14 protein-coding genes and 1 pseudogene are annotated in these 14,198 nt (G+C 64.4%); 12 read left to right on the forward strand and 3 right to left on the reverse strand.

Annotation, left to right across the window (positions count from 1 at the left end; translation table 11 throughout):
• Positions 1 to 551, reverse strand: a pseudogene (gene pyrB / locus ACIQ17_RS22380) (aspartate carbamoyltransferase catalytic subunit); the annotation flags it as partial.
• A gap of 212 nt (positions 552 to 763) precedes the next feature.
• On the opposite strand from pyrB, the gene ACIQ17_RS22385 reads away from it, so the two are divergent.
• The 4 genes from ACIQ17_RS22385 (at position 764) to ACIQ17_RS22400 (ending at position 5,527) form a co-directional block, all read left to right on the forward strand.
• Entirely contained in the window at positions 764 to 2,164 is a 1,401-nt protein-coding gene (locus tag ACIQ17_RS22385; protein ID WP_398471358.1) for an NADase-type glycan-binding domain-containing protein, read from the forward strand.
• On the forward strand, positions 2,164 to 2,904 hold the full coding sequence (locus tag ACIQ17_RS22390; protein WP_398471374.1) for a M15 family metallopeptidase: 741 nt from the start codon (positions 2,164 to 2,166) through the stop codon (positions 2,902 to 2,904). The genes ACIQ17_RS22385 and ACIQ17_RS22390 overlap by 1 nt, the downstream gene beginning before the upstream one ends.
• 194 nt (positions 2,905 to 3,098) lie before the next feature.
• Positions 3,099 to 4,745, forward strand: coding sequence for an acyl-CoA dehydrogenase family protein (locus ACIQ17_RS22395; RefSeq protein WP_398471360.1), 1,647 nt, complete (start codon positions 3,099 to 3,101; stop codon positions 4,743 to 4,745).
• Positions 4,742 to 5,527 (forward strand): lysostaphin resistance A-like protein, encoded by a 786-nt coding sequence (locus tag ACIQ17_RS22400; RefSeq protein ID WP_398471361.1) that lies wholly within the window; start codon positions 4,742 to 4,744, stop codon positions 5,525 to 5,527. The genes ACIQ17_RS22395 and ACIQ17_RS22400 overlap by 4 nt, the downstream gene beginning before the upstream one ends.
• Positions 5,528 to 5,613: 86 nt before the next feature.
• On the opposite strand, the gene ACIQ17_RS22405 is transcribed toward ACIQ17_RS22400, so the two are convergent.
• Both ACIQ17_RS22405 and ruvX read right to left on the reverse strand, forming a co-directional pair.
• Entirely contained in the window at positions 5,614 to 6,552 is a 939-nt protein-coding gene (locus tag ACIQ17_RS22405) for an AEC family transporter (protein ID WP_398471362.1), read from the reverse strand.
• Positions 6,553 to 6,554: 2 nt separating this feature from the next.
• Positions 6,555 to 7,046, reverse strand: a complete 492-nt coding sequence (gene ruvX, locus ACIQ17_RS22410) for a Holliday junction resolvase RuvX (protein ID WP_398471363.1) — start codon at positions 7,044 to 7,046, stop codon at positions 6,555 to 6,557.
• Between the two features lie 108 nt (positions 7,047 to 7,154).
• Here ruvX and ACIQ17_RS22415 point away from each other — a divergent pair, with 108 nt between their 5' ends.
• From ACIQ17_RS22415 to gatB, 8 genes are all read left to right on the forward strand, one after another.
• Positions 7,155 to 8,231: an NAD(P)H-dependent flavin oxidoreductase gene (locus ACIQ17_RS22415; RefSeq protein ID WP_398471364.1), complete on the forward strand. Its 1,077-nt coding sequence runs from the start codon at positions 7,155 to 7,157 to the stop codon at positions 8,229 to 8,231.
• 170 nt (positions 8,232 to 8,401) lie between these two features.
• The gene (gene gatC / locus ACIQ17_RS22420) at positions 8,402 to 8,689 is read left to right on the forward strand and encodes an Asp-tRNA(Asn)/Glu-tRNA(Gln) amidotransferase subunit GatC (protein ID WP_398471365.1); all 288 of its coding nucleotides are present in this window, start codon (positions 8,402 to 8,404) and stop codon (positions 8,687 to 8,689) included.
• 18 nt (positions 8,690 to 8,707) lie between these two features.
• The gene (locus ACIQ17_RS22425) at positions 8,708 to 8,941 is read left to right on the forward strand and encodes a hypothetical protein (protein WP_398471366.1); all 234 of its coding nucleotides are present in this window, start codon (positions 8,708 to 8,710) and stop codon (positions 8,939 to 8,941) included.
• Positions 8,942 to 10,417, forward strand: coding sequence for an Asp-tRNA(Asn)/Glu-tRNA(Gln) amidotransferase subunit GatA (gene gatA, locus ACIQ17_RS22430; RefSeq protein ID WP_398471367.1), 1,476 nt, complete (start codon positions 8,942 to 8,944; stop codon positions 10,415 to 10,417).
• A 264-nt stretch (positions 10,418 to 10,681) separates the two neighbouring features.
• Positions 10,682 to 12,070, forward strand: coding sequence for a patatin-like phospholipase family protein (locus ACIQ17_RS22435; protein WP_398471369.1), 1,389 nt, complete (start codon positions 10,682 to 10,684; stop codon positions 12,068 to 12,070).
• 68 nt (positions 12,071 to 12,138) lie between these two features.
• Positions 12,139 to 12,540, forward strand: coding sequence for a hypothetical protein (locus ACIQ17_RS22440; protein WP_398471370.1), 402 nt, complete (start codon positions 12,139 to 12,141; stop codon positions 12,538 to 12,540).
• Positions 12,524 to 12,934 carry a type II toxin-antitoxin system VapC family toxin gene (locus ACIQ17_RS22445; protein WP_398471371.1) on the forward strand — a complete coding sequence of 137 codons (411 nt, stop codon included), beginning with the start codon at positions 12,524 to 12,526 and terminating at the stop codon, positions 12,932 to 12,934. The genes ACIQ17_RS22440 and ACIQ17_RS22445 overlap by 17 nt, the downstream gene beginning before the upstream one ends.
• Before the next feature lie 91 nt (positions 12,935 to 13,025).
• Positions 13,026 to 14,198: Asp-tRNA(Asn)/Glu-tRNA(Gln) amidotransferase subunit GatB (gatB, locus tag ACIQ17_RS22450; protein WP_398471373.1), on the forward strand; the 1,173-nt coding region annotated here is incomplete at its 3' end.

Below are 14,198 nucleotides of genomic sequence, written 5' to 3' on the forward strand. Positions count from 1 at the left end.
ATGATGTTGGAGCGCGCCACGCGCGAATGCAGCACGTCGCCGCAGATCGCGATCACGAGGCCCTCGATCCGGCCCTTGTTGCGGCGGATGGTCAGCGCGTCGAGCAGTGCCTGGGTCGGGTGTTCATGTGCGCCGTCGCCGGCATTGATCACGGAGCCGTCGACTTTGCGCGCCAGCAATTCCACCGCGCCGGAGGCATGATGGCGCATCACCAGAATGTCCGGATGCATCGCATTCAGCGTCATCGCGGTGTCGATCAGCGTCTCGCCCTTCTTGATGGACGAGGAGGCGACCGACATGTTCATGACATCGGCGCCGAGCCGCTTGCCGGCGAGTTCGAACGACGACTGCGTGCGCGTCGAATTCTCGAAGAACAGGTTGATCTGGGTGCGGCCGCGCAGCGAGGAACGCTTTTTGTCGACTTGCCGGTTCAGCTCGACATATTCCTCGGACAGGTCGAGGAGGCCGGTGATCTCGGCGGCTTTCAGGCCTTCGATCCCCAGCAGATGCCGGTGCGCGAAGACGAAACTGGATTTGGGGGCGCTGGTCATTAAAGCCAAATGCTATAGGGCTCGTTGCCGCAGGGGGCAAGCGCGGATCGCCGGGTTCCGGGTTATCCCCCGGGATGTGGGTGTCATGGTAGAATTGCAATAATTCCGGATTCGCTCGGCTGTAGGGCGGATGAGCCGAAGGCGTAATCCGCCTCTTCGGCGTAGCGGCGGATTACGCTACGCTCATCCGCCCTACGTCAGAGCGAGATCCGATGAAGACGCCAATGTCGATCTGGTCGGTTCTCGGAGGTCTTATTGTCCTGCTGTCCGCTCCGGCAGCCCAGGCCAAGCGCGTGGCGCTCGTCATCGGCAATGACGTTTACACCAACATGCCTGCTGCCCAGCAGCTGCAGAAGGCCGTCAACGACGCCCGCACCATCGGCCGCGCGCTGACGTCCCTCGGTTTCGACGTCACCATCGGCACCAATCTCGGCCGCCAGGCCATGGTGGACCGGCTGTCCGATTTCACCGCTAAACTCGCTCCCGGCGACACCGCCGCGCTGTTCTTCGCCGGCCACGGCGTCGCCATCGGCGGCGTCAATTATCTCGTGCCGAGCGACGTGCCGCCGGTGAATGAGGGCGCCGAAGCGCGCGTCCGCGGCGCCTCGCTGGCCGAGCCGGATATCATCGCCGAAATCCAGGCGAAATCCGTGAGCGTGGCGCTGCTGGTGATCGATGCCTGTCGCGACAATCCGTTCCCGCGCAATGCCGGTCGTTCCATCGGCAGTTCGCGCGGCCTGGCAGACGCCAAGCCGGCGCGCGGCATTTTCACGATCTATTCCGCCGGCATCGGCCAGACCGCGCTGGATCGCCTGACCGACCGGGACCCGGAGCCGAATTCCGTCTTCACCCGCATCTTCGCCGAGGAACTGGTAAAACCCGGCCTGCATCTCGGCGATCTCGCGGTGGAAACGCGGGAGCGCGTGGCGGCACTGGCGCTCCGTGCCACCGACCGCGCCGGCAACCCTGCGCCCCACGAACAGACGCCCGCCTATTACGACCAGACGCTCGGCGGCCGCATCTATCTCGCCGGCACCTCCATCGACGCACCGAAGGCGGCCATCGCGCCGCCGCCACCACGCGTCGATGTGGCCGCCATTCCGCCAAAGCAGGCCGAAGCGGAACGTGCTGCCACTGCACCGCGACCCGGCGCGTCGAACGAGGTCTGCGCCCGCAATGGTGCGGAAACCTATTGCGTGAGTTCGGTGCTGCCCGGCCAGTTCAACAATGCCTATGGTCCCGCCAATCTGTTCAGCGGTCCGCAAGGCGTGGCGTGGGTGGAGGGGCGGCAGGGCCCGGGCGTCGGCGAATGGATCACCGTCGAATTCGACAGCCCGCGTCGCGTGCGCTCTTTCGTCTTCCGCAACGGCTATCAGAAGGATGACGACATCTATCGCAAGAATGGCCGCGTGCGTCGCCTGCTGCTGCAGACGTCGTCCGGCGAACGCATTCCGCTCGAACTGGACGATCGCTCCGGCGTGCAGACTTGGACACTGACGACGCCGGTGGAAGCGCAATGGCTGAAATTCGTCATCGACGATGTCTATCCCGGCAGCCGCTATACCGATACGGCGCTGAGCAAGCTCACCGTCAATTCGGAGCGTATCCGGTGATGCGCCGTCTTCTCGCAGCAGCGATGGTGACGATGTGCGCGCCGACGTCTGCGCAGGCTCTGCCCGATGATTTCATCTTCCTCCGCGATCTCGACCCGAGCATCCAGCAGGACATCCGCTATGCCGGCGTCAACAATTTCGTCGGCCGCAGGCTCGCTGGCTATGACGCGGCGGAATGCGTGGTGAAACGGGCGGTGGGGCAGGCGCTCGCAAAGGTGCAGCAGGAGCTGAAGGCGCAGAACCTGTCGCTCAAGATGCTCGACTGCTATCGCCCGGCACGCGCCTCGCGCGACATGGTGGCCTGGGCGCAGGACGGCAACGAGACGCCGGCACAGAAGCGCTACAATCCATCCTTCAACAAGGCGGACCTGTTTCGCCTCGGCTATATCGCCGAGCGCTCCGGCCACTCCACCGGTGCCGCGATCGATCTGACGCTGGTCGATCTGCGCGCACCAGTGACATCGCCGCCATTCGATCCCAATCGCGCATACGGCAATTGCATCGCCTCCGAAGCGCAGCGCGCCCCGGAAGCGAGTGTCGACATGGGCACGGGATACGACTGCTCCGACGCGAAGGCGTGGACCGCGTCGCGTGGGATCAGCGCGGCGCAACGTCGCTGGCGCGACATTCTCGTGACGACCATGCGCAGGCAGGGCTTCGTGAACTATGCGAAGGAATGGTGGCACTTCTCGATGCCGGGTGTCGGCAACAAGGCTTATGATTTTCCGATCAGGCGGTGAAAGCTCGAAGCGTAGGATGGGTAGAGCGAAGCGAAACCCATCATTCCGTCGATTGCCGCGAGCTCGGCTGATGGGTTTCGCTCCAGCGCTGGCGCGCCTCCGCTCTACCCATCCTACGGGCGAGCGCGCCTCGTATTGAGGCCCGATCCATCGTAAAATGATTCGCACCACGCTCCTGCTGCCGGAACATCTTGATGACTTCTCCCACCTCCGCCAAACATGCGGTCCTCAATCAGTCGCCGCCTTTCGAGGACGTCAATCTGTTCGAGCTGGACCGGCCGCTGGTCGATGCGCTGGCTTTCAATGACGCCTCCAGCGCTTTCATCGCGCATTCCGATTTTGGCAAGCAGTGGGGCTCGGCCGAGATGGCCGATCGCGCGCGGCGGGCCAACGAGAACACGCCGAAACTGCGCAGTTTTGATGCGCGCGGCAATCGCCGTGACGAGGTCGAGTTTCATCCCGCCTATCATGAACTGATGGCCGCAAGCGTCGCCGCCGGCATCCACAATTCGACATGGACCGCGGACGGCAAGCCAAAAGGCCGCGCGTCCGAGACCGTTCGCGCAGCAAAGTTCTACATGGCTGCGCAGGTTGAGACCGGGCATCTGTGCCCGATCACCATGACGCGCGCCGCGGTCGGCGCGCTCGCCGCGCAGCCGGATGTGCTGGCACGCGCGATGCCGATCATCGGCAGCAACACCTACGATCCCAGTTTCAAGCCGTGGTTCGAGAAATCGGGCATGACCCTCGGCATGGGCATGACCGAACGTCAGGGCGGCACCGACGTCCGCACCAACATGACCATCGCGAAGCGCGATGCCGATGCGTTCCAGATCACCGGCCACAAATGGTTCATGTCGGCGCCCATGTGCGATGCCTTCCTCGTGCTGGCGCAGGAAGAGGGCGGGTTGAGCTGTTTCTTCATGCCGCGTTTCCGGCCTGATGGCTCGCTCAATGCGCTGAATTTCCAGCGCCTCAAGGACAAGCTCGGCAATCGCTCCAACGCTTCGTCGGAGGTCGAGTTCGATGAGGCCTATGCGCTGCGCGTCGGCGAGGAAGGCAAGGGCATCCGCACCATCATCCAGATGGTGCAATTGACGCGGCAGGATTGCGCCATCGCCTCCGCCGGACTGATGCGCTCGGGGCTCGTCCACGCGCTGCATCACACGCGCCATCGCAGCGTGTTCCAGAAGCATCTCGCCGATCAGCCGATGATGCAGAGCGTGCTCGCCGACATGGCGCTGCATGTGGAGGCGACCACCGCGCTCGTTATGCGCCTGTGCCGCGCCTTCGATCAGGCGCCGGAAGATCCGACCGAAGCCGCTTACATGCGCTTCCTGACGCCGGTGGTGAAATACTGGGTCTGTAAATCCGCGCCCGGTTTCCTCTATGAGGCGATGGAGTGCCTCGGCGGCAATGGCTATGTCGAGGAAGGCATTCTGGCCCGGCATTATCGCGAGGCGCCGGTCAATGCGATCTGGGAAGGCTCGGGCAATGTCATGTGCCTCGACGTGCTGCGTGCCTTGTCGCGCGAAGGCGATGCCGCCACCGGCGTGCTGCAGGAACTGATGCTGGAAACCCGGGGGCTGCCCGGCGCATCGGATGTCGCATCCTTCGTGATCCGTGGCCTGCTCAGCCAGGACAGCGAGCGCTCGGCGCGGCAGGTGGTGGAGTCGCTGGCGATGCTGGCGGCGGTGGCGGCGCTGAACCTGATCCATCCGCCCCATGCCGAACTGTTCGCCCGCACCCGCCTCGATGGCCCGCGCAGCATGCTGTTCGGCGCGGCGGATATCGGCGAGGCGCAGGCCCGCGGCTTGCTCGAGCGGGCGCTGCCACTGTGAGTGCCATCGACACGCCGGCACCGACCGACCTTCCGCCGGCGACCAAGCCGCCGCGGGTCTGGAAATTCTGGGGCACCACGCTGTGGGGCGTGCTGGCCTTCGCGGCCATGTCGCTCGGCCAGCTTACGGTGGTTGCCTATCAGGTGCTGCGCAGCGGCGAGCCGATCGATGTCGGTCTGATCGCCAGCGCCGTGAGCAGTGGCACGACAGTGGCGCTCTCGGTGATCATGGGACTGCCCGCGGTCTGCCTCGCTTTGTGGCTGGCGATCCGCATCGCGCGACAATCCTCCACCGATTATCTCGGACTGCGCAACACCTCCTGGCAGAACTGGCTGCTTGGTACGGTGGCGCTGATTGTCCTGGTCGGCGCGTGGGAGGTGATGGCAAAACTCACTGGCCACAAATCGGCGCCGGGCTTCATGCTGGAGGTGGTGAAGTCGGCGCAGGCCGATGGCACGCTCTGGCTGCTGGTGATCGCGCTCACGGCGGGCGCTGCGATCACGGAGGAACTGCTGGCGCGCGGCTTTCTGTATCGCGGCTGGTCGGAATCGTTCCTGCGGCCGGTCGGGGCCATGATGCTGTCATCGCTGGTCTGGACCGCGATGCACGCGCAGTATTACGATCCGTTCCTGTTCACCCAGGTTTTCACCATGGGTTTGCTGTTCGGCTATCTGCGCTATCGCAGCGGTTCGACCTGGCTGACCATCTGGCTTCACGCCCTCAACAATTTTGCAGCAACGGTGCAGACGCTGCTGATCATGAAGGGCGTTATCTCGGCTTGACCGTAGGGCGGATGAGCGCAGCGTAATCCGCCGGCCGAGGGCATAGCTGAAACTCCGCGGCGGATTACGGCTCCGCCTCATCCGCCCTACGGCTGAATCCCTTCCGCAAACGCGATGAACACCGGCATCGTCAGCACCGCCAGCGCCGTCTGGATCGTCAGCACCTGCGCCAGCATCGGCGCATCGCCGCCCATCTGCCGCGCCAGCACATAGCCATTTGACGCCGCCGGCACCGCTGCGCAGCAGGCGACCACGGCGAGGCTGGTGCCGCTGAGGCCGAAGGTGACGCCGAGGCCGATGGCGATCAGCGGCATCACCGCCAGCTTGAGCACGACCGTCAGCATCGCCGCCGCGCCGGGTCTGTGCAGCCCTTCCAGTTGCAGCCCGGCGCCGACGACCAGCAGACCCATGGCGAGGGAACAGCGGCCGAGTGCATCGAGGAATTCATGCGCGGGCCGCGGCATCGGCAAACCCGCGAGATTGATGGCGATACCGATGATGCAGGCCCAGATCAGCGGATTTTTGGCGATGGTCTTGAGCAGCACCGGCCACGACATTCGCTGGGGCGACGCGTAATGCGCCAGCACCCAGACCGAAAGCACGTTCAGCAGCGGGATCATCGCCACCATGGCCACCGAGGCCAGCGTGATGCCGAGCTGGTCCCACAGATTGCCGGCCACGGAGAGCGCGACAAAGGTCTGCCAGCGCGTGGCGCCCTGGAACAGCGAGCTGAAGGTGGGGCCACTGAGGCCGATGGCCCTTGCCAGCAGCGGCCGCAACGCGAGGCACAGCAGCGACATCACGATCACGGACAGCAGAAGCGAGCCGCCAACGCCGGCGATCGGCACCGATTTCAGATTGGCGCGGGCGAGGCTGAGGATCAGCAGGGCGGGAAACAGCACGTAATAGACGAGGTTCTCGACTCCGATCCACATGACGTCCTGTTTCATCAGCGAGCGACGCAGGCCGAAGCCGAGCACGATCAGCAGGAAGACCGGCACCAGGGCCGCAAACACGGTCAGCATTGTCAGCGAATGTCCGGAGAACGCGACAGGGCGGCGAGGCGATCCAGCGCGCCCTGCAGGATGAAGATGGCCGCGTGCTGGTCGATGACCTTCGCCCGCTTTGCGCGGCTGACATCGTTGGCGATCAGCTCGCGCTCGACCGCGGCAGTGGAAAGCCGCTCGTCCCAGAAGCCGATCGGCATGTCCGTGAGCTGCGCCAGGTTGCGCGCAAAGGCCCGCGTCGATTGCGCCCGCGGCCCCTCGCTGCCGTCCATATTGATGGGCAGGCCCAGCACGATGCCGCAGATGTTCCGCTCCGAGGCAAGCGACAGCAATCGCGCCGCATCCGCCTTGAACGCCTTGCGCTCGATGGTCTCGACGCCGGTGGCAAGACGGCGATCGGGATCGGATACCGCAACCCCAATGGTCTTGGTGCCGAGATCGAGGCCGATCAGCGCGCCGCGGGCCGGCAGATGCGCGGCAGCGTCGATGAGGGGGAGGATGAGAGCGGGCATGGCGACCCATTAGCACGCTTGCCATGCGACGCAAGTTGGTCCCACAGTTGCCGCACGAATGCTGCAGGATCGAGCGGCATTCTGCTCGTTGAAGTGAGGTTCTTTGCGATGTGGCCGGACCGTCGTTTGATCGATTTGCTGAAGATCGAAGCTCCCATAGTGCAGGCCCCGATGGCCGGCGCGCATGACCAGGCGCTGGCGATCGCCGTGGCCCAGGGCGGCGGACTGGGCTCGCTGCCTTGCGCGATGATCTCGGCCGACAAGGCGCGCGAGCAGATTCAGGTGTTCCGCCAGCAGGTCCCGGCGCCGGTCAATCTGAATTTCTTCTGCCACACCCCCGTGGAGGCCGATGCGGCCAGCGAGGACCGCTGGAGGAAGCGGCTGGGCGCCTATTACAGCGAACACGGCATCGACCCGGCCGCGCCGATCAATGCGGCCAACCGCGCGCCGTTCGACGAGGTGATGTGTGCGCTGGTGGAGGAGGTGAAGCCCGAAGTGGTCAGCTTCCATTTCGGTTTGCCGCCGCAGCCGCTGCTCCAGCGCGTGAAAGCGGCGGGCGCCATCGTGCTCGCCTCGGCCACCATCGTGCGCGAGGCGATCTGGCTCGCGCAGAACGGGGCCGATGTCATCATTGCGCAGGGCGCCGATGGCGGCGGTCATCGCGGGATGTTCCTGGCCGACGATATCGCCACCCAGCCCGGCACCATGTCGCTGGTGCCGCAGGTGGTGGATGCGGTGAAACTGCCGGTGATCGCCGCTGGCGGTATTGCCGATGGCCGCGGCATCGCGGCGGCTTTTGCGCTGGGAGCAGCAGGTGTGCAGATCGGCACCGCCTATCTGCGCACGCCGGAATCGACCCTTGCTGCGCCGAATCGGGCGGCACTGAAAGCGGCCTCGGACGAAACCACGGTCATCACCAATGTGATGACCGGCCGTCCGGCCCGCGGCGTCATCAACCGCGTGATGCGCGAGGTCGGTCCGGTGTCGCCGGATGCCCCGGCGTTCCCGCATGCGGCCACGGCGCTCGGCCCGCTGAAGGCGGCCGCGGAGAAGGGAGGCAAGACGGATTTTTCCAACCTCTGGGCCGGGCAGGCGGTGCATCTCGGCGGCGAACTGCCGGCGGCGGAGCTGACGCGGAAATTGGCTAAAGATGGGTTGGAGCGGATGGCTGGGCTCAAACCGTAGGGCGGATAAGCCGAAGGCGTCATCCGCCGCGGAGTTTCAGCTTTGCAATCGGCCGGCGGATTACGCTCCGCTCATCCGCCCTACGGCCGAGCGAGTTCCCCCGCGCGGTTGCGGCGCGAAACCTCCATCTGCTATAGGGCAGGCAGATTTCGCCCAGAGGCCCTATATAAATGTCGGTTGATGCTGCCACCGTTCGCCGTATCGCGCATCTCGCGCGCATCGCGGTCAAGGAGGACGAGGTTCCCCATCTGCAGGGCGAACTGAACGCCATGCTCGCATTCGTCGAGCAGCTGCAGGAAGTGAATGTGGACGGCGTCGAGCCGATGACCTCGGTGATGCCGATGGAAATGAAGAAGCGCATCGACGCCGTCACCGATGGCGAGATCGTCGATCTCGTCACCCGTAATGCGCCGGATGCCGACGATAACTTCTTCCTGGTGCCGAAAGTCGTCGAGTAACCGAGACAGGAGTCTGCCATGTGCCTGCTGTGCGACGATGAGAAGTCCTATCAGCTCTATATGGACTACCTCGACCAGATGGAGCGCCAGGGCGAGATGAAGGATGTCGACGCCGCCATGGACGCCATCCTCGACAAGGTGCAGGCCGCGCAGATCGAAGACGACAAGAAACGCCGCGCCATGTTCAATGGCGAAGCCCCCGAAAACGACAAGACGCTCTCTCCGTTCTTTTGCAGCCCGGTCAATAAATAGATGACAGATCTGACGTCGCTCACGCTCGCCGAGGCCCGCGACGGCCTTGCGAACAAGTCCTTCACGTCGGTCGAACTGACCGATGCGCATCTTGCAGCGATGGAAGCTGCGCGCGTCCTCAATGCCTATGTGCTGGAGACGCCGGATCAGGCGCGCGCCATGGCACAGGCTGCTGACGGTAAGATCGCGAAGGGCGAGGGCGGGCCGCTCGGCGGCATTCCGCTGGGCATCAAGGATCTGTTCGCCACCAAGGACGTGCGCACCACCGCGTGCTCAAAAATCCTCGGCAATTTCGTGCCGCCTTACGAGTCCACCGTGACCGCCCAGCTCTGGCGCGACGGCGCCGTGATGCTCGGCAAGCTCAACAATGACGAATTCGCCATGGGCTCGGCGAACGAGACCTCGTGCTTCGGCCCCGTGATCAATCCGTGGCGCCGCGAAGGCTCGGACGTGAACCTCGTACCCGGCGGTTCGTCGGGTGGTTCGGCTTCGGCCGTTGCTGCGGGGCTCTGCCTCGGCGCCACCGCCACCGACACCGGCGGCTCGATCCGCCAGCCGGCGGCCTTCACCGGCATTGTCGGGCTGAAGCCGACCTATGGCCGCTGCTCGCGCTGGGGCACGGTGGCGTTTGCGTCGTCGCTCGATCAGGCCGGGCCCGTTGCGCGCACGGTGCGCGACACCGCGATCCTGACGCGTTCGATGGCCGGCTACGATCCGAAGGACTCCACCTCGGTGGATCGCGATGTGCCGGACTATGAGGCCGCGATCGGAAAATCCGTGAAGGGCATGAAGATCGGCATTCCGAAGGAGTACCGCATCGACGGCATGCCGGCCGAGATCGAAAAGCTCTGGCAGGATGGCGCGAAGCAGCTCGAGGCGGCTGGCGCCGAACTCGTCGAAGTGTCGCTGCCGCACACCAAATACGCGCTGCCGGCTTACTACATCGTCGCGCCGGCTGAAGCCTCGTCGAACCTCGCGCGCTATGATGGCGTGCGCTACGGCCTGCGCGTGCCCGGCCGTAATCTCGTCGACATGTACGAGAACACCCGCGCCGAAGGCTTTGGTGCCGAAGTCCGCCGCCGCGTGATGATCGGCACCTATGTGCTCTCCGCCGGCTATTACGACGCCTACTATCTGCGTGCGCAAAAAGTCCGCACGCTGATCAAGCAGGATTTCGAGGACTGCTTTGCCAAGGGCATCCATGCGATCCTGACGCCCGCTACGCCGTCCGCCGCTTTCGGTATTGGCGAGAAGGGCGGCGCCGATCCGATCGAGATGTATCTCAACGACATCTTCACGGTGACCGTGAACATGGCCGGCCTGCCGGGCATCGCCGTGCCGGCCGGCAAGGACGCACAGGGCCTGCCGCTCGGCTTGCAGCTGATAGGTCGTCCGTTCGACGAAGAGACGTTGTTCTCCCTCGGCGAGGTGATCGAACAGGCGTCCGGGCGATTTACGCCGAAGAAGTGGTGGTAGGTCTGTAGCCCGGATGGAGCGAAGCGAAATCCGGGACAGCAGAGATAGCTAAAAGCCGGCCCCGGATTGCGCTGCGCTCCATCCGGGCTACAAGGGCGGTTCTTATCCAATCAATAACCACGTTGGCGGTGCGCGGGCACCTGTGGCTTTCGGATTGCATCAAATTGTATGCGATTGCCTTAGTCTCCCCATGACAACTCCCGTTGCTGTGGGGACGGCTGTGTCGTTGTCGATGCCTGTGAGACATTCGTGAGTGCGATGGCGATGCGTAGGTTGCGTTCGTTGGGGGCGGTGGTGGCGGCGAGTGCGCTGCTGCTGGGTTGCGCCTCGGTCTATAACGAGCCGGTCAACGTACCGGTCGGCCCGAATGGCCCCACCGACAATCTCGCGCTCAATTTTGCCGATCCCGCCGCGCTCGACGATCTGATGATCGGTCTCGCTTTCTCGGGTGGTGGCACGCGCGCTGCGGCCTATTCCTTCGGTGTGCTGCAGGAGATGGACAACATCACCATGCCGCGCTCCGGCGACAAGATGGTCGATCGCATCGATTTCATCTCGGGCGTCTCCGGCGGCTCCGTCACTGCGGCCTATTTCGGTATCAAGAAACGCGCGGCACTTGTCGATTTCCGCGAACGTTTCCTGCTGCAGAATGCCGAGGCGGGGCTGCAGACGCAGCTGTCGCTTGGCACGATTGGCCGCGCGCTCGGCGGCGGCATCAACGATTCCACCGCCTTCACGAAATGGCTCGATGCCAATCTGTTCGACGGCATCACCTACGGGCAGGCGCGGCAGACCGGTTCGCCCCGGGTGTGGATCAACGCATCCGACATCTACAACCGCGTGCCCTTCGTGTTTGGCGCCACGGCCTTTGATGCGATCTGCAGCGATATCGGAAAATTCCCGGTCTCGCAGGCGGTGGCGACCTCGGCCGCCGTGCCGATCGCCTTCGCGCCAGGCGTGGTGCAGGCCTTCCCCGGCAAGTGCAACACGCCGCTGCCGGCCTGGGTGCAGCGTGCAGCGACAAATCGCAACGCCTCGCCGATGCTCAACAACTACGCCAAAGCGATCATCCGTTATCGCGAAGGTGCTGTGCCTTATATCAAGCTGATGGATGGCGGCCTTGTCGACAATTACGGCGTGGCCGGCTTCACCATCACGCGGGAGTCGTCGGACACGCCCTACGGGCCGTTGTCGCCACAGCAGGCTGTGCGCCTGCGGCGCGCGCTGTTCCTGGTGGTGGACGCCAAGACCGGCCTGTCCGGCAACTGGGTCAACACGGTGCAGGGGCCGGATGGCATCGAATTGCTGAAGGCCGCGGTGGATACCACCATGGATGCCAGCGTCGGTGCGAATTACACCGCCTTCGATCGCACCATGAAGGACTATCAGTCGTCGCTGATCGCCTGGCGCTGCAGCTTGTCCGCAGCGCAGCGCGCCAGCTATGGCGCGCGCCCGGGCTGGAATTGTCGCGACCTGCAATTCTTCGTCGGCCGCCTCGGTTTCGACCAACTCGATGGGGAGCGGGCCGCCGTGCTGGAGAGCGTCCCGACGCGCTTCACGCTGCCGCAGGCGCAGGTGGACGACGTCATCGCAGCGGGCAGGGACACGTTGCGGGCCAGCCCGGTGTTCAAGGCATTCGTCGCGGGGATGTGAGCGGCCGGCCCAACCTTGATGTGTTGTGGATCGGTTGTTAGCTTAGTCGTGCTGATGGGGAGAGTGCCATGAGCCGCTATGAGCCGCTGACCCAGTTCCTGCAGAACCAGCCGGGCCGCGAAGTGCGCCTGAGCTTTGCCCAGATCGAGCAGATCGTCGGATTCAAACTACCCGCCGCCGCCCAGCAGGAGCGCGCATGGTGGAGCAATGCGCCGGCCGGGGCTGAGGACAAGGCCTGGCTGGCCGCGGGCTTTCGCAGCGAGGCAGTCGATCTTGTGGCAGGGGAGCTAACCTTCCGCCGAGGTGCCTCGATTGACCGCGACGCACCGCCCAACATTGAGACCGGCCACCATCCTCTTTTCGGTTGCATGAAGGGAACGGTCACGATCGCACCCGGCGTCGATCTTACCGAACCAGCAGATCCCGATCTGACGGACTGGATCGAGAAAAAATATGGCCCTGCTCCTTGATACCTGCGCGGCTGTCTGGTTCTTCGAAGGTATGCCCCTTGCGGCCCCTGCTGTTGCTGAGCTCAAACGGGCAGCGGAGTCCGGAGAACCGCTATATCTTTCGCCGGTCACGGCCTGGGAGCTTGGCATGCTGGTGTCGCGTGGTCGCATGACTTTGCGCTCTGACCCGCAGAGCTGGTTTGATCGCGTATCGCAAAAGCCCGGATTGCAACTCGTAAAGATCTCACCCGCCGTGCTGATCGCGTCGTCATTCCTGCCGGGAAAGCCGCCCAACGATCCTGCGGACCGTATTTTCGCAGCCACGGTTCGTGCCCGTGGCTGGCGGCTCGTAACGCGTGACAGGTTGCTTTTGGACTATACCCGGGCCGGCCATATTGAGGCGCTGGCCTGCTGATGCCGCAGGATGGGTATCGCCGCGCTCAACCCATCCTGTAGCCGCGGAGTTCGCCCTTTTCCCGCGCCGCGTCGCGCTGTAAAACGCCCCCATGAACGCACCTGTCAAAACTTCCAAGCTTCTCAAGGGCGCCACCGGCGACTGGGAAATGGTCATCGGGCTGGAAATCCACGCCCAGGTCACCTCCAAGGCAAAACTGTTCTCCGGCTCGTCCACCGCCTTCGGCGGCGCGCCCAATACGCATGTGTCGCTGGTGGATGCCGCGATGCCCGGCATGCTGCCCGTGATCAACGAGGAATGCGTCCGCCAGGCGGTGCGCACCGGTCTCGGCCTGAACGCGCAGATCAATCTGCGCTCGACCTTCGACCGCAAGAACTATTTCTACCCGGACCTGCCGCAGGGCTACCAGATCAGCCAGTACAAGTCGCCGATCGTGGGCGAGGGCGAGGTGACCATCGAGCTGGACGGCGGCGAGACGGCCACCATCGGCATCGAGCGCCTGCATCTCGAACAGGATGCCGGCAAGCTGGTGCATGACCGCAATCCGTCCAGCACCTCGGTGGATCTCAACCGCTCCGGCGTGGCGCTGATGGAGATCGTGTCCAAGCCCGACATGCGCTCCAGCGAGCAGGCCCAGGCCTATGTGTCGAAGCTGCGCACCATCCTGCGCTATCTCGGCACCTGCGACGGCGACATGGAGAAGGGCAATCTGCGCGCCGACTGCAACGTCTCGGTCCGCCGCCCGGGTGAGCCGTTCGGCACGCGCTGCGAGATCAAGAACGTCAATTCGATCCGCTTCATCGGCCAGGCCATCGACTATGAGGCGCGCCGCCAGATCGGCATTCTCGAGGACGGCGGCAGTATCGATCAGGAGACGCGGCTCTACGACCCCAACAAGGGCGAGACCCGCTCGATGCGCTCGAAGGAAGAAGCGCATGACTATCGGTACTTCCCTGACCCCGACCTGCTGCCGCTGGAGTTCAGCGAGGCGTTTGTCGCCGAACTGAAGGCTGGGCTGCCGGAACTGCCGGACGAAAAGAAGGCACGCTTCGTCAGCGCCTTCGGCCTGTCGGATTACGATGCCGCCGTGCTGGTGACCGAGCGCGAGAGCGCCGAGTTCTATGAAGCCGTGCTCGATGGCCTCAAGGACAAGGCCCGCGACGGCAAGCTCGCCGCCAACTGGGTGATCAACGAACTGTTCGGCCGCCTCAACAAGGAAGGCCAGGACATCGCTTCGTCTCCGGTGTCGTCGGCACAGATGGGC

The organism is Tardiphaga sp. (assembly GCF_044340795.1).
Taxonomy (GTDB): Bacteria; Pseudomonadota; Alphaproteobacteria; order Rhizobiales; family Xanthobacteraceae; genus Tardiphaga.